This window comes from Pseudomonas sp. FG35, from assembly GCF_057809295.1.
Genome location: NZ_JBMDJR010000004.1, coordinates 447106 through 465630 on the forward strand (window position 1 = coordinate 447106; position 18525 = coordinate 465630).

Consider the following 18525-nt stretch of genomic DNA (forward strand, 5'->3'; position numbering starts at 1 on the left):
AGCGAGACGTTCTGCTTCCTGATGCGGCGCGACCTGAGCCAGGACGTGCCGACCATCGAATGGCCGAACGGCATCGAACTCACGACTTACAGCGCCGAACGCGCATCCGCCGTGCATGAACTGATGCAGATCGGCTACCGCGAAGGCGGTGGCCGGGTGCCGGCGCCGGACGTCTGGCAACAGCAGTTCGAAACCGATCCGGAATACGATCCGGCACTGTGTTTCATCGCCAGCGATGCCGAAGGCGTCATTGGCCTGGCGCAGTGCTGGACCAGTTCCTATATCAAGAATCTGGTGGTGCATCCTCGGGGGCAAGGTCGGGGATTGGGTCGGGCGTTGCTGCTTCATGCGTTCAAGACGTTTCAGGATCGGCGTGAAGGATTTGTCGACCTGAAGGTGCTGGAGAGCAATCAGCGAGCGCAGCGCTTGTACGAAATGTCTGGAATGTATGTGGTTCGCCGGGAACTGGTGCCGGACTGACAAACTAAAATCCTGCGGCATACTCCAACCTTGGCGATCAACTTCCAAGGATGCCCGAACCATGAAACGCCTCGCCCTCTCCGTACTTTGCCTCATCGCCCCGCTTGCCCACGCCTCCAGCCCCGACGCCTGGGCGGCCTACGACAAAGCCGTGCTCACCAGCTGCACCAAGGCCAGCGGCCTGAAAAACGCCAAACCGGTCGGCAACGCCGCGCAATTCGATGACCGCGTCGGCTACACCGCGCTGTTGCTGCAAGGCCAGTACCCGCAAAAGCACATGAAGGGCCAGCAAGGCACCGAGCTGTGCCTGTACAACAAAAAGTCGAAAACCGCGTTCGTCACCGAATGGGACTCGATCCGCCCCACCGCCAAACCCTGAGCGAATGGCGCACAACTTGCTTCACTTCGGGCCTGTACGGCGGCCTTATGTCGCCGATTCACACCCTGATTGAAGATTGCCCGCTCAATGAATACGACCTTTTCCTGCGTAGGCTGCGGCAAATGCTGCACCGATCACCATGTGCCCCTGACCCTGGCGGAAGCCCGCATGTGGGCGGCCGACGGCGGTCAGGTGATCGTGCTGGTGGAGGCGTTTCTTGCCAACGGCCTTGGGCTGCCGGAGCAGCAGCGCGAGCATGCGCAACGCCGTTCTGCAGTTGTCCGCAGCGGAATGTCCGACGCCCATGTGGCGATCACTTTCGCCGCCTACAACGTCGGCCCCTGCCGGAATCTTGACGAAGACAAGCTGTGCCGCATCTACGAGCGCCGGCCACTTGTGTGCCGCATCTATCCCGCCGAAATCAATCCGCACATCCCGCTCAACCCCGCCGCCAAGGACTGCCCGCCAGAGTCCTGGGAGCAAGGGCCAGACCTGATCGTCGGCGGTGAACTGGTGGATCAGGAACTGGTGACGCTGATCCAGCGCTCCCGTCAGGCCGATCGCGACGACATCCGGATCAAGGACGCGATCTGCGGCCTGCTCGGCATCCGCACCACCGCGCTCAAGGGCGACGGGTTTACCGCGTACCTGCCGGACATGGGCGCGTTCGCCTCGGTGATCGATCAGGTCACGGCGCAGCCATTGAGCGAAGTTTCCAGTGAATGGCTGTTCCATGTCTCCGGCGACGACATCGCCGGGCAAGTACGGGCGGCCGGGGCACACGTGGTGTCCGAACCGCCGCAGACCTACGCGTTCATCTCGTTGCGAGCAGCCTAAGCGCCCTGCCGCCGCCCCCAGAACTCCCGCGCCAGCGAACGCAAATCCCCCGCCAGCCCCGCCACATCCTGTGAGTTGAGCTGGCTCTGGCGCCCCTCATCCACCGTCAGTTCACAGGCCGTGCGAATACTGACGATGTTGCGGTTGATGTCCTCGCTCACCGCGCTCTGTTCTTCAACCGCCGCCGCAATCTGCAGACTCATCTCGGTGATCTGCTCGACCCGGCCGCTGATCCCGTCCAGGGCCCGGGCCGCACGCTGGGCCTGTTCGACGCTGTTATCCACATGCTCACTGCTCTGCTGCATCACCAGCACCGCATCCCGCGCGCCGTTTTGCAGGGTGCTGATCATCCGTTGAATCTCGTTGGTCGACTGCTGAGTACGCTGAGCCAGACCACGCACCTCATCGGCGACCACCGCAAACCCACGCCCGGCATCCCCGGCCCGCGCCGCTTCGATCGCCGCGTTGAGCGCCAGCAGGTTGGTCTGCTCAGCGATGCTGCGAATCACCTCCAGCACCCCGGAAATTTCGCTGCTGTGGCCTTCCAGTTGATGAATCACTTCGGTCGCCCGCCCCAACTCCTCGGCCAGCCGCAACACAGCACTGCGACTCTCGCCCACCAGCAGATGCCCCTCACGGGTTTCCGTACCCGCCATGTCCGCCGCCACCGACGCCTGCTGCGCATGGCTGGCCACCTCGGCCACACTGGCCGCCATCTGATGAATCGCCGCCGCCACCTGATCGGTTTCCGCCTGCTGCGCCAACGTGCTGGTGTGACTGCTGTGCAGATGATCCACCAATTGCGCCGCATGCCCGGCCAGCCGCTGCGATGCATCACCGATCCGCCCCACCACCGCGCCGACCTGCGCTTCAAGCATCTGCAAGGCAAACTCGATCTGCCCGAACTGATCCCGCCGCCCGGTATAAATGCCCTGGCTCAACGGGTTATCGGCAATCAGCCGGGCACGCTCGGTCAAATGCTCCAGCGGCCGCAATAACCAACCCACGCCCAGCGCACACGCGCCACTGCCGGCCACCAGCGCAGCGGCTTCGATGCCCATGGACTCCGGCCGCAGCCAGGCTTCCATCCCCAGCACCAGCGCCAGCAACGAACTGGTCAACGCCATGATCTTCGCCCGCAAACTCAGGCTCGGCAGCCGCGGCCACCGCGCCACCCGCCCCTCGCGCAACTGCGCATACGCCCGCTCCGCTGCCGCAATCTGCCGCGTATCCGGCCGCGTGCGCACCGACTGATACTCCACCGCCGCACCGTTCTGCGTGACCGGCGTGACATAAGCACTGACCCAGTAGTGATCACCGTTCTTGCAACGATTCTTGACCAGCCCCATCCACGACCGCCCACCCTTGAGCGTCTGCCACATATGGGCAAACGCCTGCGCGGGCATGTCCGGATGACGCAGCAAATTGTGCGGCGCACCCAGCAGCTCGTCGCGGCTGTAACCGCTGATCCTGATGAAGTCGTCGTTGGCGTAGGTGATCGCGCTGGTCAGATCGGTGGTCGAGAGAATGTTCGCATCCGGCGCAACATCGACATTGCGCCCGGTCACCGGGAGATTGATCTTCATGGAAAGCGCGCTCGTTTTATTGGAAAGAGTCGGCAGGGCTGCTGACTCTAAGCGCACTCACTGGTGAAACGTTGATCTGGCTCAGGAACTGAGCAATTAGCCATCACTGTGACCGAAAATCACAGCGACGGCCGAGGCGGGAATGAATCAGCGCTTGCCCATCGAACGACGCGTCCCCGAAGGCGCCACACCCGGAATCTTGGCATGACGATCACCGTCCTTGCCCTTGAACTGCGGCTGCTTCGCCGCTTTGGCAGCCGCCAGCTCACCTGGCTTGAACGGAAACTTGAACGCAGGAATGGTCGGCTTGGATTCGCCGGCCTCGGCCAGCTCTGCCGGGACATCGCTCACAGCGTTGTCGATTGGGGAAGTCATGAAAGCTCCGCGAAGCAAAAAGTCCGGCCCGGTGGACGAGCCGCGAAAGCGCGCAGTATACCTGCGTGAGCGGACTTTAAAGAGCCCCCAAAAGGGTACGACTGGTCCCTTTTGGGGACTCTTCGACTAGCGGATCACGTTTGCGGATCAACCCGATCCAGCGCTCTGTTCACCGCCAGCTCCGCCAGCATGATGATCTGCTGGATTCCCAGCGCCGTACTGCGCTGCGGGCCCGAAAGCTCATTGGCGAAATTGCTGGCGATGGTACTGGCCGACGCCAGGGACTCGCAGGCATTGGCCAGCAGGCTTTCGGTGTCGACGTTAGGAGTGACCATGTACATCGTGCTCGGGCGCGGCTTGGTGGGGTTGGGGCAGAGGTAGTAGTCGAGGGCGCGTTTGATTGCTTCGCGGTTACGGGCGAGGTCTTCGGCGCGCATGGCCTCTTCGAGAGGGGTGGGTGATTCGAGGGGTGGGTCGGGTATCAGTTTGTCCATGAAAAGCTCCTACTTGGCTATGGAGCCATCCCTTGTCGTTTCCACACGACAAAAGGTGGCAGCTGTACGCAGGGTGGAAAACCGATAAGTAGGCAACCGGCCAGACCGAAGTCTGCCTGCGCACAGCCGCCGCGACGCAGTTTGCAGACGAAAGAAGACATCGGCAACGATTACGGGGAGATGCTTTGCAACTACTTGAAATCAGGTTTCCACGCCTGTTCGCTGAATTGGCAGCGACAGCCAAAGACTAGAGAGCGTGCTTCCGACGGACAACCTGAAAACATTGTGGGAAGTATCCGGTTTGGTTGTTGAGATTTAAACAACCTCAAAAGCCCCCTCACCCTAGCCCTCTCCCAGAGGGAGAGGGGACTGACCGAGGTGTTTGGAGGAGGTACGCCGACGTGAAAGACCGAGGTGAATTCAGCTTTTGAAAAGCTCCTGTGTTGTCCTCCACTCCCTCGAGAAAGGGCCGAGGTGAGCAAACCCAACAAAAACCAAAAGCCGACCGCACGCCCTTCACCACTCAGCACGATGAGCGTTAGCTCGAGTACCGCTCTTGACGTGCCGGCCCCATCGGAAGGCTGAGTGGAGGGATTCATCCGGGGGGGGAGCGCAGCGACCGTGCGGCGCAGCCGCATGCATCGAGAGGAGGTGCAGCGAAGCAAACCGTAGGCGATGCCCCCGGATAAATCCCGGAACGAAGGAACGCCGAGCCACAGCGAGGCGCCGAACGCCGGGGCCCAGCGTTTTGGTTACTTTTGGGCGTCTGCAAAAGTGACTCGCTGTAAGAGCGAAACCGCCATCCGCAACACCCGAAGAAACGGATATTCACCCAAACCCAAAACAGCATGGTCGGCCCAAAGGCCGCCAAGTCAAAAGCCGAAACTGACAGCGCCGTCAGCTAGCCGTCACCCTCCTGACCCCCAAACAAGTTTATAAAGAACCAACCTGCCCAAACCCCGTCCCCCTGGCGCCCCACAAGCATGCAAACCCAGAAGAAAAAAGCCCTGCTCGCCACCCTGCTGATCGCCCTCGCAGCCGCCGGCCTGTGGTATGCGATAAAACCCGCACCGGCCAAACTCGCCGCCCCGACTGCGATCCCGGTCAGGGTCGTCGCCGTCAGCGAAAAAGACGTCCCCCGCTACACCAGCGGCATCGGCTCGGTCCTCTCGTTGCACAGCGTCGTGGTGCGCCCACAGATCGACGGCATCCTCACCAAGCTCTTGGTCAAAGAGGGTCAGCTGGTGAAACAGGGCGACCTGCTCGCCACCATCGACGACCGCTCGATCCGCGCCAGCCTCGACCAGGCCCGGGCGCAACTGGGCGAAAGCCAGGCGCAACTGCAAGTCGCTTTGGTCAACCTCAAGCGCTACAAACTGCTCAGCGTCGACGACGGTGTATCGAAGCAGACCTACGACCAGCAGCAGGCACTGGTCAACCAGCTCAAAGCCACCGCCCAGGGCAATCAGGCCGCGATTGACGCGGCACAGGTACAACTTTCCTACACCCAGATTCGTTCCCCGGTCACCGGCCGCGTCGGGATTCGCACGGTCGACGAAGGCAACTTCCTGCGCATGACCGACACCCAGGGTCTGTTCACCGTGACCCAGATCGACCCGATCGCCGTCGAGTTTTCCCTGCCCCAGCAAATGCTGCTGACCCTGCAAGGCCTGATCAGCGACCCGCAGCGCGCGCAGGTCAAGGCCTACATCGGCGCCGACACCGATGGCGAAACCGGCAACCTGCTCGGCGAAGGTCACCTGACCCTGATCGACAACCAGATCAACGCCAACACCGGCACCATCCGCGCCAAGGCTGAGTTCGACAATCCCAACCAGAAGCTCTGGCCCGGCCTGCTGGTGACGGTAAAGATTCAGACAGCGCTGGATAAAGATGCACTGGTGGTCCCGCCCACTGTCGTACAACGCGGACTCGATCAGCACTTCGTGTACCGGGTCAACGGCGACAAGGTTGAAGCGGTGCAGGTGCAAATGGTTTATCAGGGCAGCGGTCAGGACATCATCAAAGGCGTGAAACCCGGCGACGTATTGGTCAGTGACGGCCAGTCGCGGCTCAAGCCCGGTTCGACCGTGCAGGTCATGAGCGAACCGCCGCAGGTGGTGCAAGCGGAGCCCAAGCCATGAAGCAGCACAAAGGCGTTTCGACCTGGTGCATCGATCACCCGGTGGCGACGATTCTGCTGACCATCGCGCTGGTGCTGGTCGGGGTGATTGCCTTCCCGCGCCTGCCGATTGCCCCGCTGCCGGAAGCGGAATTTCCGACGATCCAGGTCTCCGCCCAACTGCCCGGCGCCAGCCCCGACACCATGGCTTCTTCCGTGGCCACGCCGCTGGAGGTGCAATTCAGCGCCATCCCCGGCATGACCCAGATGACCTCCAGCAGTGCGCTGGGCTCGACCCTGCTGACCTTGCAATTCACCCTCGACAAGAGCATCGACACCGCCGCCCAGGAAGTGCAGGCCGCGATCAACACCGCCGCCGGCAAACTGCCGAAAGACATGCCGACCCTGCCGACCTGGAAGAAGGTCAACCCGGCCGACAGCCCGGTGCTGATCCTCAGCGTCAGCTCCACGCAAATGCCCGGCACTGAACTCAGCGACCTGGTGGAAACCCTGCTTGCGCGTCAGATCAGTCAGATCGACGGTGTAGGCCAGATCAACATCACCGGTCAGCAACGTCCGGCAATCCGCGTGCAGGCCTCGGCGGACAAACTGGCGGCCATCGGCCTGACCCTCGCCGACATTCGTGTGGCGATCCAGCAGACCAGCCTCAACCTCGCCAAGGGCGCCTTGTACGGCGACTCGAGCATTTCCACGTTGTCGACCAACGACCAGTTGTTCCACCCCGAGGAATACAGCCAGCTCATCGTTTCCTACAAGGACGGCGCCCCGGTTCACCTCAAGGATGTCGCCAAAGTCGTCAACGGTTCAGAAGATGCCTACGTGCAAGCCTGGGCCGGCGATCGACCGGGGGTCAATCTGGTGATCTCGCGCCAGCCCGGCGCCAACATCGTCGAAACCGTCGACCGGATTCAAGCCGCCCTGCCCGGCCTCGAAGCCATGCTGCCGGCCTCGGTGCAGGTCAAAACCCTGATCGACCGCACCCAGACCATCCGCGCCTCGCTGCATGAGGTGGAAATCACCCTGCTGATCGCGATCCTGCTGGTGGTGGCGGTCATGGCGCTGTTCCTGCGTCAGCTGTCGGCGACGATGATTGTCTCGGCGGTGCTCGGCGTGTCGCTGACCGCCAGTTTCGCCTTGATGTATTTGCTCGGTTTCAGCCTGAACAATCTGACCCTCGTGGCCATCGTGGTGGCGGTGGGATTCGTGGTCGACGATGCCATCGTGGTGGTGGAAAACATCCACCGTCATCTGGAGGCCGGCGACAGCATGCGCGACGCCGCGATCAAGGGCGCCGGCGAGATCGGGTTTACCGTGGTCTCGATCAGTTTCTCGCTGGTGGCGGCGTTCATTCCGTTGCTGTTCATGGGCGGCGTGGTCGGGCGGCTGTTCAAGGAATTCGCCCTGACGGCCACCTCGACCATCATGATTTCCGTGGTGGTATCCCTGACGTTGGCGCCGACGCTGGCGGCGCTGTTCATGCGCAAACCGGTGCATCACGCCCATGACAAACCGGGCTTCAGCGAACGCCTGCTCGGCTGGTACGAAAAAGGCCTGCGCCGCGCCCTCGCTCACCAGAAATTGATGATCGGCGTGTTCGGCATTTCCGTCGCACTGGCGATTGGCGGCTACGTGTTTATCCCCAAGGGTTTCTTCCCGGTGCAGGACACCGGTTTCGTCCTCGGCACCACCGAAGCCGCCGCCGATATTTCCTACAGCGACATGGTGAAAAAACACCTGGCGATGGCCGAAATCGTCGCCGCCGACCCGGCCGTGCAGGCGTTCTCCCACTCGGTGGGCGTGTCCGGCAGCAACCAGACCATCGCCAACGGCCGCTTCTGGATCGCCCTGAAAAAACGCGGTGACCGCGATGTTTCAGCCAGCCAGTTCATCGACCGTATTCGTCCGCAACTGATGAAAGTCCCCGGCATCGTGCTTTACCTGCGCGCCGGCCAGGACATCAACCTCAGTTCCGGCCCGAGCCGTGCGCAGTATCAATACGTGCTCAAGAGCAACGACGGGCCGACCCTCGCCACCTGGACCCAGAAACTCACCGAAAAGCTACGCAGCATCCCGGCGTTCCGTGACATTTCCAACGACCTGCAACTGGGCGGCAGCATCACCCACATCAGCATCGACCGCAGCGCCGCCGCGCGTTTCGGCCTGACGGCGAGTGATGTCGACGAGGCGCTGTACGACGCCTTCGGCCAGCGGCAGATCAACGAGTTCCAGACCCAGGTCAACCAGTACAACGTGATCCTGGAACTGGACACCAGACAGCGCGGCAAGGCCGAAAGCCTCAACTATTTCTACCTGCGCTCACCGCTGAGCGGAGAGATGGTGCCGCTGTCGGCGCTGGCCCGATTCGACGCGCCGACCATCGGCCCACTGTCGATTGCCCACGACGGCATGTTCCCGGCCGCCAACCTGTCCTTCAACCTGGCGCCCGGCGTGGCATTGGGCGACGCGGTGATTTTGCTCAATCAGGCCAAGGCCGAGATCGGCATGCCGACCGCGATCAGCGGCAACTTCCAGGGTGCGGCGCAGGCGTTCCAGAGTTCGCTGAAAAGTCAGCCGTGGCTGATTCTCGCGGCGCTGGTGGCGGTGTACATCATTCTCGGCGTGCTCTACGAGAGCTTCGTCCATCCGCTGACGATCATTTCGACCTTGCCGGCGGCGGGGCTGGGTGCGGTGATCATGCTGTGGATCTGTGGCCAGGACTTTTCGATCATGGCGTTGATCGGGTTGGTGCTGCTGATCGGTATCGTCAAGAAGAACGGTATTCTGATGATCGACTTCGCCCTGGAAGCGCAGCGTCATCGCGGCTTGTCGCCGCAGGATGCGATTTTCGAGGCATGTATCACGCGGTTCCGGCCGATCATCATGACCACCCTCGCCGCCCTGCTCGGCGCCCTGCCACTGATGCTCGGTTACGGCACCGGCGCCGAACTGCGCCAGCCGCTGGGGATCGCAGTGGTGGGTGGGCTGCTGGTCAGCCAGATGCTGACGCTGTTCACCACGCCGGTCATATACTTGTGGCTTGAGCGGCTGTTCCACAAGCCCAAACCTGCGCCCGTCGCGGCGCTGGCAACGACAGACTGAGGCGGGTCATGCGCGTTCTGATTATCGAAGACGAAGAGAAAACCGCGGACTACCTGCACCGCGGCCTGACGGAACAGGGTTACACCGTGGATCGGGCCCGCGACGGCGTCGAGGGCCTGCACCTGGCGCTGGAAAGCGACTACGCGGTGATCGTCCTCGACGTGATGCTGCCGGGCCTCGACGGCTTCGGCGTATTGCGGGCGTTGCGTGCGCGCAAGCAGACACCGGTGATCATGCTCACCGCCCGCGAACGGGTCGAAGACCGGATCCGCGGCCTGCGCGATGGCGCCGACGATTACCTCGGCAAACCGTTCTCCTTCCTCGAACTCGTGGCGCGCCTGCAAGCGCTGACCCGGCGCAGTGGCGGCCACGAACCGGTGCAAGTGAGCATCGCCGACCTGTGGATCGATCTGATCAGCCGCAAGGCCACCCGCGCCGGCACCCGCCTGGATCTGACCGCGAAGGAGTTTTCACTGCTCAGCGTGCTGGCCCGGCGTCAGGGCGAAATCCTCTCGAAAACCGCGATTGCCGAGATGGTCTGGGACATCAATTTCGACAGCGACGCCAATGTGGTCGAAGTCGCGATCAAGCGCCTGCGAGCCAAGCTCGACGGGCCGTTCGACGAGAAGCTGCTGCACACGATCCGGGGCATGGGTTATGTGCTGGAGAGCCGTGGTGTCCAGTAATTCCATCGCCCTGCGCCTGAGCGGGATGTTCACGCTGGTGGCGTTGCTGGTGTTCCTGTTGATCGGCGGCGCGCTGTATCAACAAGTGGACAAAGGCCTGGGCCTGCTGCCGGAAGCGGAACTCGATGCACGTTACAGCGTGCTCGAATCGGCGCTCAACCGCTATGGCACCCCCGAGCATTGGGTGAAGATCAACGCCAAGCTCAAGCTGCTCGGCGAAGAGGACAAGCGCATCCGCTTCTGGGTGGTCAGCGGCAATCCGGGCTACGAGTTTGGCGAGCCGGATGCCTTGATCCGCGCGTTTGCCCAAGGCCCCTTGGGCATGCGCGACCTGCAACTGCCCGACCATCCTTATCCGCTGAAAGTGCTGCTCACCGAATTGCCGGCCAAGGATCAACGCCCGCCGTTGCGCTTCATGATCGGCATCGACACCGAGACCTTTCACCAGACCCAGCATCAGTTGCTGATCGCGCTGGTGAGTCTGGCGGTGATCGGTGTGCTACTGGCGTCGGCATTGGGTTACTGGGTGGCGCGGATCGGCCTCAAACCGTTGATCAAACTGTCCCACGAAGCCCAGCGTCTGGCCCCGCCGTTGCGGGCCGGGCGCCTGCGTCTGTCACCGTTGCCACCGGAACTGGAGCAGTTCGTCGAGTCGTTCAACTCGACGCTGGAGCGGGTCGAACAGGCTTATTCGCGGCTCGAATCATTCAACGCCGACGTCGCCCATGAACTGCGCTCGCCGCTGACCAACCTGATCGGCCAGACCCAGGTCGCCCTGACGCGCGGGCGCTCCGCCGAGCATTATTTCGAAGTGCTGCAATCCAACCTCGAAGAGCTGGAACGCCTGCGCTCGATCATCAACGACATGCTGTTCCTGGCCAGCGCCGATCAGGGCAGCAAGGCCACCAAACTGACCTCGACCTCGCTGGCCGATGAAGTGGCAACCACCCTCGAATACCTCGACTTCATTCTCGAAGATGCGCAGGTCCAGGTGCGGGTAAGCGGCGACGCGCGGGTACAGATCGAGATCGCCCATCTGCGCCGGGCCTTGATCAATCTGCTGAGCAACGCGGTACAACACACCGCGCCCGGTCAGGTGATCGAAGTACAGATCGCGGCCGAGGAACATCAGGTCAGCATCGGCGTGACCAACCCCGGTTTGCCGATTGCCAGCGAGCATTTGCCGCGCTTGTTCGAGCGTTTCTACCGGGTCGATGCGTCGCGCAGCAACAGCGGCAACAATCACGGGTTGGGGCTGGCGATCGTCAAGGCGATTGCGCTGATGCACGGCGGCGATGTGTTTGTGCGCAGTGATCGCGGGATGAACACCTTCGGGATCCACCTTCCGGTCTGAGGTCAGGGATCATTGCCATTCCCGCAACAGTCATTTATGAAAATCACGCTGTTTCCCAACGCCCGGCAACCTTATCTTTGCCCGCACCAAACAGCACTTGCCAAGCAAGAAGGTTTTCAAGATGTCCAACAGTATGGGTATTGCCAGCGCTTTCGTTTTGTCCTCATTGATCCTGTCGCCGCTGGCGATGGCTGAAGAATCCCAGACGTTTGTAGCGCAAAACGCCGCTCGCGCTCACGCATTCGAACAGCATCAGGCAGAAGTGATGGCCAAGGCTCAAGACGCCACGCAAGCCCCTCAGGCCGCAACTTCGCAGGCTCAAGCTTCTGAGAAAGACAGCTGAGTACCGCACCGCGCAACGTTTCCCTCGACGCGGTTGTTTGGCTCTTCCCGTTCAACCGTCGTCCTTGCAGGCCGCTGATTTTCAGCGGCCTTTTTTCGTTGTGGTCTGAACGCTGTCTGGTTCGTCTTTAACAACTGGAAACATCCCGCACCTCAAGACATTGAAGTGTCAGTTGACCCAAGGAGCTTTACCGCACGTGCGTTACCCAGTTCGCTTCACCCCGCTGTTCATTGCAATTGCCGCAACGATTGCCCCCACTGCCCACGCCGCCGAATCCGAGAAACAGGGTTTCGTCGAAGGTGCGAGCCTCAACCTCAATGCCCGCAACTACTACATGAACCGCAACCGTCTGCAGCAGACGGACGACAACATCGAGTGGGGCCAGGGTTTCCTCGGCAAATTCGAGTCGGGCTACACCGAAGGCACGGTCGGCTTCGGCCTCGATGCCCACACCATGCTCGGTCTGAAACTCGACGGCGGTGGCGGAACGGACAACTCCAGCATCCTGCCAGTCAGTGACGGCAGCGGCAAAGCGCCGGGCGCGTTCTCCACGGCGGGCGGCACCTTGAAAATGCGCGCGTTCGATACCGAGCTGAAGGCCGGCGATCTGTTCCTCACCAACCCGGTGATCGCCGGTGGCGAGACGCGCATGCTGCCGCAGACCTTTCGCGGCCTCAGCCTGACCAACCACAGCTTCGACGGCTGGATGATCGAAGGCGGCCAGGCCAGCTTCACCAAACCCTACAACCAGAGCGGCCACAAACGCATCGGCACCTCTTACGGCACCCTCGCCGACGGCGACAAGAGCCAGCACCTGAACTGGGCCGGCGTGGCCTGGAGCGGCGTCGAAGGCCTGACCAGCAGCCTGTACGCGTCCGAGCTGAAGGACATCTGGAACCAGTACTACTACGACCTCGACTACACATGGGCGCTGAATGATCGGGTGACCCTCAACCCGGGTCTGCACTTCTATCACACCCAGGACACCGGCGACGCGCTGCTGGGCAACATCGACAACAACACCTACAGCCTGCATTTCACCGTCGGCGTCGGCAGTCACAGCGTCACCGCCGCGTACCAGCGGGTCAACGGCAACACGCCGTTCGATTACATCAGCCAGGGCGACAGCGTTTACCTCGACAACTCGCAGCAGTACTCGGACTTCAACGGCCCGAACGAGCGTTCGTGGAAGCTCAAGTACGCCTACGACTTCGCCGGCGTCGGCTTGCCGGGTCTGACCTCGGCGCTGTCTTACTCACGCGGTACGCTGGACCTGACCAAGGTCGATCCGCACAGCAAGGGTTACGCCTCGTGGTACAGCGCCGAAGGCCGCAACGCCAAGCACTGGGAGCGCGACATCGACCTCAAGTATGTGGTGCAGAGCGGTCAGGCCAAAGACCTGGCGGTGCGCCTGCAATGGGCGACCAACCGTGGCGGCAACGGTTACGGCGCACTGGATTCAGACACAGATGAATACCGTGTGATCATCGACTACCCGATCAACGTCTTCTAAGATCGGCGCTACAGTAAAAAGGCCAGCCTGATGCGCTGGCCTTTTTCTTGCCTGCGGCAGCGAAGCGGGTACAACTACGCTTACAAGAATCCCTTACCGAAACCGAACCATGATCGCGAGCCGCACCCCTACCGTTCCCGGCACGACCGGACGCTCCGAGCTGCTGCTGATCCTCGGCAGCCTGCTGAGCGTGATCGCGATTGTGTGCATCGTGACGTTCCTGCTGATCCGCGAACACGCCAACGCTCAGGAGTCGGCGACCCGTGGCGCCACCACCATCGCCCAACTGATCGACGCCGACGTGCTGCGCACCGTCGAGCTGTATGACCTGACGCTGCAAGGGCTGATCGCCGCCGCTCAGCGTGACGACCTGAAAGATGTGTCGCCGCAGATCCGCCATCTGGCGTTGTTTGATCGCTCCACCACGGCGCGCTTCAAGGGCGACATCCTGCTGCTCGACAAGCATGGCGAAGTGATCGCCGATTCCTCACGGGTCGATCCGCTGCCAGGCAATTTCGCCGACCGTGACTACTTCCTCGCCCACGCCTTCAACCGCGACACCGGCATGTTCATCAGCCGTCCGTTCAAGCCCCGCTGCGACTGCGATGACGCGGACCAGTGGCGGATCAGTTTCAGTCGGCGCATCTCGTCGAACACCGGCGAGTTCCTCGGCGTGGCCGTGGCGTCGATGAAACTCGATTACTTCGATCAGCTGTTCAACAGCCTCGACATCGGCATCGACAGCACCCTCAACATCATCAATAACGACGGCATCCTGCTGGCACAGAAGCCTTATCTGCAGAGCGATTCGATCGGCAAGAGCTTTGCCGCGCGGCCCAATGTGGTGCGGATCCTGCGCGACAGCAGCGGCAATGGCAGTTTCAACAGCATCTCGAGCATGGATCATCAGCAACGGCTGTACACCTACTCGCGGGTCGGCAATCTGCCGCTGACGGTGATCGTTGCCCTGTCCAGCGAGGAAGTGTTCGGCGCTTGGCGACGCACGGCGATCCTGATCAGCAGCGCCACCGGCGTGCTGTGTGCCGGGCTGCTGTGGCTGACCTGGCTGCTGGCCCGGGAGCTGCGCCTGCGCCAGCGGGCCGAACGCGAACTGGCGCAGCTCGCGGCGACCGATGCCCTGACCGGGGTCGCCAACCGGCGGATGCTTGATCAATCGCTGCGCCACGAGTGGTTCCGCGCCCAGCGCTCGGGCAAGCCACTGTCATTGCTGATGATCGATGCCGACCACTTCAAGGCCTTCAATGACCGGCATGGGCATCAGGCCGGGGATCAGGCGTTGCGTGAACTGGCCAGGGTAATCACCACCAATGTGCGGCGCCCGGCGGACCTGGTGGCGCGTTATGGCGGTGAGGAGTTTTCGGTGATCCTCGCGGAAACCGACAGTGTCGGGGCGCAGCAGATCGCCGAGCACATTCGCGCAGCGGTGGAACAACTGTCGAGCGTGAATGAAGACCAGTCACCGATGACCGTGAGTATCGGCATCAGCACCTGGACGGCGACGAGCGAGATCAGCCTGGAGCAGCTGTTGTTCGCGGCGGACAAGGCGTTGTACCAAGCCAAGGAAGGTGGGCGAAACCGGGTCGTCGTGGCCTGAGAACAGGCATAAAAAAAGGCCACCCAAAGGTGGCCTTCAAAAAACTAGAGAGGTTTTTTACTTACACCGCCGCAACCGGGCGCATGTAAGAGATTGGTGCAGTGCTGGCGTCTTCGAACGTCACGACTTCCCAGGCATCTTTCTGCTCAATCAACTTGCGCAGCAGCTGGTTGTTCAGTGCGTGGCCGGACTTGAAGCCCTTGAACTCACCAATCAGGCTGTTGCCCAGCAGGTACAGGTCGCCAATTGCATCGAGGATCTTGTGCTTCACGAATTCGTCTTCATAGCGAAGGCCGTCTTCGTTCAGTACGCCATCGGCATCGACCACAATCGCGTTTTCCACGCTGCCGCCGAGTGCGAGGTTGTGCTTGCGCAGGTACTCGATGTCACTCATGAAACCGAAAGTACGGGCGCGGCTGACTTCTTTTACGAACGAAGTGCTGGAAAAATCCACGCTTGCACTTTGGGTGCGGTCCCGGAAAACCGGGTGATCGAAATCGATCTCGAAGCTCACCTTGAACCCTTCGAAAGGGACGAAAGTGGCGCGCTTGTCGCCGTCTTCCACTGTCACTTCACGCAGGATGCGGATGAATTTCTTGGCGGCGTCCTGTTCTTCCAGGCCAGCCGATTGAATCAGGAATACGAAAGGTCCTGCGCTGCCATCCATGATCGGGACTTCAGACGCGGAGAGCTCGACGTAGGCGTTATCGATGCCCAGGCCAGCCATGGCCGAGAGCAGGTGCTCCACCGTGTCTACCTTCACGTCACCGTTGACCAGCGTTGTCGACATGGTTGTCTCGCCGACGTTGGCCGCACGAGCCGGTATCTCGACAACCGGATCGAGATCGGCACGACGAAAGACGATCCCGGTGTCGACAGGTGCAGGCTTGAGGGTCAGGTAAACCTTCTCCCCGGAGTGCAGACCTACACCGGTGGCACGGATAATATTTTTCAGTGTGCGTTGTTTAATCATGGCATGGGCCGCTTCAGCGCAAATTGCGAACTGGTATCAACAAAGGCTGGCGATGATAGCAGACCGAGCCTTTGCTGAACACCAATCACCTGAATACCCCTGATACATTTCATCAATCGGCCTGACGACGCAGGAAAGCCGGGATGTCCAGGTAGTCCAGGTCATCTTGCGGATTCATCTTCGCGGCAGTCGCAGCACCGGCCTGAGCCTGGTTGCGCATGACGGTCGGACGGTCCAGGTCACGGTAGTTCACCGCTGGCTGTTCCTGACGAGCAGGTGCCGGTTGCTGCACTTGAGCAGCCGCCATCGAGGTGTGAACGGTGTTGTCGATGACCTTTACAGGCTTCTCGATTTTCGCGCCCAGACCGGTGGCAACCACGGTCACGTGCAGTTCGTCGCGCATGTCCGGATCGATAACGGTACCGACCTTGACCATCGCGTGCTCGGAAGCGAAGGCTTCGATGATCGAACCCACGTCGGAGTACTCACCCAGGGACAGGTCAGGACCGGCGGTGATGTTCACCAGGATGCCGCGTGCGCCTTGCAGGTTCACGTCTTCCAGCAGCGGGTTGCGGATGGCCGCTTCGGTCGCTTCACGTGCACGGTTCGGACCGCTGGCGCAGCCAGTGCCCATCATCGCCATGCCCATTTCGCTCATTACGGTGCGTACGTCGGCGAAGTCGACGTTGATCATGCCCGGACGCTTGATGATGTCGGAGATACCGCGAACGGCACCGGCCAGTACATCGTCAGCCTTGGCGAAAGCCGACAAGAGGCTTGCGTCCTTGCCGAGGATGGTCAGCAGTTTTTCGTTCGGAATGGTGATCAGCGAGTCGACGCTTTCCGAGAGCATGCGGATGCCTTCGTCGGCGATCTGCATACGCTTGCGGCCTTCGAACGGGAACGGACGGGTCACGACCGCAACGGTCAGGATGCCCATTTCCTTGGCCACTTCGGCGATGATCGGCGCAGCACCGGTACCGGTACCGCCGCCCATGCCGGTGGTGATGAACACCATGTTGGTGCCGGCCAGCACTTCAGCGATGCGCTCGCGATCTTCCAGCGCAGCCTGACGGCCGACTTCCGGGTTGGCGCCGGCGCCCAGGCCTTTGGTCACGCCGGTGCCCAGTTGCAGAATGGTGCGCGCGCCGATGTTTTTCAGCGCTTGAGCATCGGTGTTGGCGCAGATGAATTCCACGCCTTCGATGTTGCTCTTGACCATGTGGTTGACAGCGTTGCCGCCGCCACCGCCAACACCGATAACTTTGATTACCGGGCTTGCGGGGATGTTGTCTACGAGTTCGAACATTTTCCCTCTCCTTACATTCTCTAGTTTTTTCGCCTACTGCTGTTTGTTGCGGTGCTGCGGTAAAGCGTTAGAAGTTGCCTTGAACCCACTTCTTCAAACGGTCCAGCAACGGCGCCTGCGGCTCATCGTTGCTGTAGCTGTCGCGGCTGCCGATGCCCGAGAACGAGATCCCGTCGGACTGCTTCTGCAGGCCGTACATCAACAAGCCAACGCCAGTGGAATAAATCGGGTTGCGTACCACGTCATCCAGACCTTTCACGCCATGCGGCACGCCCAGGCGGACCGGCATGTGGAAGATTTCTTCGGCCAGCTCGGTGGCACCTTCCATCTTCGAGGTACCACCGGTCAGCACGATGCCGGCCGGGATCAGGTCTTCGTAGCCGCTGCGACGCAGCTCGGCCTGGATCAGGGTGAACAGTTCGTCGTAACGCGGCTCGACCACTTCGGCCAGGGCCTGACGGGACAGTTCGCGCGGCGGACGGTCGCCGACGCTCGGCACCTTGATGGTCTCGCCGGCACCGGCCAGTTTGGCCAGGGCGCAGGCGTAGCGGATCTTGATCTCTTCGGCGTACTGGGTCGGGGTGCGCAACGCCATGGCGATGTCGTTGGTCACCTGGTCACCGGCAATCGGGATCACGGCCGTGTGGCGGATGGCGCCTTCGGTGAAGATCGCGATGTCGGTGGTGCCGCCGCCGATGTCGACCAGGCAAACGCCCAGCTCTTTTTCGTCGTCGGTCAGAACCGAGTAGGCCGAGGCCAGTTGCTCGAGAATGATGTCGTCGATTTCCAGACCGCAGCGACGCACGCATTTTTCAATGTTCTGTGCGGCGTTGACGGCGCAGGTGACCACATGAACCTTGGCCTCCAGACGCACGCCGGACATGCCCAGCGGCTCGCGCACGCCTTCCTGGTTATCGATCACGTAATCCTGCGGCAGGGTGTGCAGCACACGCTGGTCGGCCGGGATCGCCACGGCCTGGGCGGCGTCGAGTACGCGCTCCAGGTCCGCCGAGCTGACTTCGCGATCACGAATCGCGACGATGCCGTGGGAGTTCAGGCTGCGAATGTGATTGCCTGCCACGCCGACGAACGCCGAGTGAATACGGCAGCCCGCCATCAACTGGGCTTCTTCGATCGCGCGCTGGATCGACTGCACGGTGGACTCGATGTTGACCACCACGCCTTTCTTCAGGCCGCGGGACGGATGAGTGCCGATCCCGACGATTTCCAGCGAGCCGTCGTCCGCAACCTCGCCGACCAGCGCCACCACCTTGGAGGTGCCGATATCGAGACCGACGATCATTTTGCCGCTTTGCACGTTTGCCATGGGTCCTGCCTC

16 protein-coding genes and 1 pseudogene are annotated in these 18525 nt (G+C 61.7%); 10 read left to right on the top strand and 7 right to left on the bottom strand.

Annotated elements, in window-relative coordinates; genetic code table 11:
* Positions 1-21: 21 nt before the first annotated feature.
* The 3 genes from ACODTD_RS11065 (at position 22) to ACODTD_RS11075 (ending at position 1696) form a co-directional block, all read left to right on the top strand.
* Complete coding sequence (locus ACODTD_RS11065; protein ID WP_011335849.1) at positions 22-480, top strand: GNAT family N-acetyltransferase; 459 nt, start codon at positions 22-24, stop codon at positions 478-480.
* A gap of 61 nt (positions 481-541) precedes the next feature.
* A complete protein-coding gene (locus ACODTD_RS11070; protein ID WP_011335850.1) occupies positions 542-859 on the top strand; it encodes a hypothetical protein in 318 nt (105 codons plus the stop codon).
* Positions 860-946: 87 nt separating this feature from the next.
* Positions 947-1696 (top strand): YkgJ family cysteine cluster protein, encoded by a 750-nt coding sequence (locus ACODTD_RS11075; RefSeq protein WP_011335851.1) that lies wholly within the window; start codon positions 947-949, stop codon positions 1694-1696.
* Here ACODTD_RS11075 and ACODTD_RS11080 read toward each other — a convergent pair.
* The 4 genes and pseudogenes from ACODTD_RS11080 to ACODTD_RS11095 form a co-directional block, all read right to left on the bottom strand.
* Positions 1693-2757: a methyl-accepting chemotaxis protein gene (locus tag ACODTD_RS11080; protein WP_371857950.1), complete on the bottom strand. Its 1065-nt coding sequence runs from the start codon at positions 2755-2757 to the stop codon at positions 1693-1695. The genes ACODTD_RS11075 and ACODTD_RS11080 overlap by 4 nt on opposite strands.
* Positions 2758-3000: 243 nt before the next feature.
* Positions 3001-3282 (bottom strand): annotated as a pseudogene (locus ACODTD_RS11085) (PAS domain-containing protein); the annotation flags it as partial.
* Positions 3283-3429: 147 nt separating this feature from the next.
* Positions 3430-3657, bottom strand: coding sequence for a hypothetical protein (locus ACODTD_RS11090; protein ID WP_039765632.1), 228 nt, complete (start codon positions 3655-3657; stop codon positions 3430-3432).
* Between the two features lie 134 nt (positions 3658-3791).
* Positions 3792-4151, bottom strand: a complete 360-nt coding sequence (locus ACODTD_RS11095) for a DUF6124 family protein (RefSeq protein ID WP_011335854.1) — start codon at positions 4149-4151, stop codon at positions 3792-3794.
* Positions 4152-5134: 983 nt separating this feature from the next.
* On the opposite strand from ACODTD_RS11095, the gene ACODTD_RS11100 reads away from it, so the two are divergent.
* From ACODTD_RS11100 to ACODTD_RS11130, 7 genes are all read left to right on the top strand, one after another.
* Positions 5135-6295, top strand: a complete 1161-nt coding sequence (locus ACODTD_RS11100) for an efflux RND transporter periplasmic adaptor subunit (protein WP_489104834.1) — start codon at positions 5135-5137, stop codon at positions 6293-6295.
* The gene (locus ACODTD_RS11105; protein ID WP_489104835.1) at positions 6292-9393 is read left to right on the top strand and encodes a multidrug efflux RND transporter permease subunit; all 3102 of its coding nucleotides are present in this window, start codon (positions 6292-6294) and stop codon (positions 9391-9393) included. Before ACODTD_RS11100 ends, ACODTD_RS11105 begins: the two co-directional genes overlap by 4 nt.
* 8 nt (positions 9394-9401) lie before the next feature.
* The gene (locus tag ACODTD_RS11110; RefSeq protein ID WP_011335857.1) at positions 9402-10079 is read left to right on the top strand and encodes a heavy metal response regulator transcription factor; all 678 of its coding nucleotides are present in this window, start codon (positions 9402-9404) and stop codon (positions 10077-10079) included.
* On the top strand, positions 10069-11433 hold the full coding sequence (locus ACODTD_RS11115; protein WP_489104836.1) for a heavy metal sensor histidine kinase: 1365 nt from the start codon (positions 10069-10071) through the stop codon (positions 11431-11433). Before ACODTD_RS11110 ends, ACODTD_RS11115 begins: the two co-directional genes overlap by 11 nt.
* A 121-nt stretch (positions 11434-11554) precedes the next feature.
* On the top strand, positions 11555-11776 hold the full coding sequence (locus tag ACODTD_RS11120) for a hypothetical protein (RefSeq protein ID WP_041475427.1): 222 nt from the start codon (positions 11555-11557) through the stop codon (positions 11774-11776).
* A 196-nt stretch (positions 11777-11972) separates the two neighbouring features.
* Entirely contained in the window at positions 11973-13289 is a 1317-nt protein-coding gene (locus ACODTD_RS11125; RefSeq protein WP_489104837.1) for an OprD family porin, read from the top strand.
* Between the two features lie 109 nt (positions 13290-13398).
* Positions 13399-14904 (top strand): sensor domain-containing diguanylate cyclase, encoded by a 1506-nt coding sequence (locus ACODTD_RS11130; protein WP_011335860.1) that lies wholly within the window; start codon positions 13399-13401, stop codon positions 14902-14904.
* A 61-nt stretch (positions 14905-14965) separates the two neighbouring features.
* Here ACODTD_RS11130 and lpxC read toward each other — a convergent pair whose 3' ends face one another.
* The 3 genes from lpxC to ftsA all read right to left on the bottom strand — a co-directional run bounded on the left by lpxC (position 14966) and on the right by ftsA (position 18513).
* Complete coding sequence (gene lpxC / locus ACODTD_RS11135) at positions 14966-15877, bottom strand: UDP-3-O-acyl-N-acetylglucosamine deacetylase (protein WP_007956752.1); 912 nt, start codon at positions 15875-15877, stop codon at positions 14966-14968.
* Between the two features lie 112 nt (positions 15878-15989).
* On the bottom strand, positions 15990-17186 hold the full coding sequence (gene ftsZ / locus ACODTD_RS11140; RefSeq protein ID WP_007956754.1) for a cell division protein FtsZ: 1197 nt from the start codon (positions 17184-17186) through the stop codon (positions 15990-15992).
* A gap of 67 nt (positions 17187-17253) precedes the next feature.
* Positions 17254-18513: a cell division protein FtsA gene (gene ftsA, locus ACODTD_RS11145; protein ID WP_007956755.1), complete on the bottom strand. Its 1260-nt coding sequence runs from the start codon at positions 18511-18513 to the stop codon at positions 17254-17256.
* Between the last annotated feature and the right edge of the window lie 12 nt (positions 18514-18525).

Bases quoted from the DNA above. Each gene is read 5' to 3' on its own strand.
- ftsZ (WP_007956754.1), bottom strand. From the start codon at position 17,186: ATGTTCGAACTCGTAGACAACATCCCCGCAAGCCCGGTAATCAAAGTT.
- ACODTD_RS11065 (WP_011335849.1), top strand. From the start codon at position 22: ATGCGGCGCGACCTGAGCCAGGACGTGCCGACCATCGAATGGCCGAAC.
- ACODTD_RS11075 (WP_011335851.1), top strand. From the start codon at position 947: ATGAATACGACCTTTTCCTGCGTAGGCTGCGGCAAATGCTGCACCGAT.
- ACODTD_RS11100 (WP_489104834.1), top strand. From the start codon at position 5,135: ATGCAAACCCAGAAGAAAAAAGCCCTGCTCGCCACCCTGCTGATCGCC.
- ACODTD_RS11070 (WP_011335850.1), top strand. From the start codon at position 542: ATGAAACGCCTCGCCCTCTCCGTACTTTGCCTCATCGCCCCGCTTGCC.
- ACODTD_RS11110 (WP_011335857.1), top strand. From the start codon at position 9,402: ATGCGCGTTCTGATTATCGAAGACGAAGAGAAAACCGCGGACTACCTG.
- lpxC (WP_007956752.1), bottom strand. From the start codon at position 15,877: ATGATTAAACAACGCACACTGAAAAATATTATCCGTGCCACCGGTGTA.
- ACODTD_RS11130 (WP_011335860.1), top strand. From the start codon at position 13,399: ATGATCGCGAGCCGCACCCCTACCGTTCCCGGCACGACCGGACGCTCC.
- ACODTD_RS11095 (WP_011335854.1), bottom strand. From the start codon at position 4,151: ATGGACAAACTGATACCCGACCCACCCCTCGAATCACCCACCCCTCTC.
- ACODTD_RS11105 (WP_489104835.1), top strand. From the start codon at position 6,292: ATGAAGCAGCACAAAGGCGTTTCGACCTGGTGCATCGATCACCCGGTG.
- ACODTD_RS11090 (WP_039765632.1), bottom strand. From the start codon at position 3,657: ATGACTTCCCCAATCGACAACGCTGTGAGCGATGTCCCGGCAGAGCTG.
- ACODTD_RS11120 (WP_041475427.1), top strand. From the start codon at position 11,555: ATGTCCAACAGTATGGGTATTGCCAGCGCTTTCGTTTTGTCCTCATTG.
- ftsA (WP_007956755.1), bottom strand. From the start codon at position 18,513: ATGGCAAACGTGCAAAGCGGCAAAATGATCGTCGGTCTCGATATCGGC.
- ACODTD_RS11080 (WP_371857950.1), bottom strand. From the start codon at position 2,757: ATGGGCATCGAAGCCGCTGCGCTGGTGGCCGGCAGTGGCGCGTGTGCG.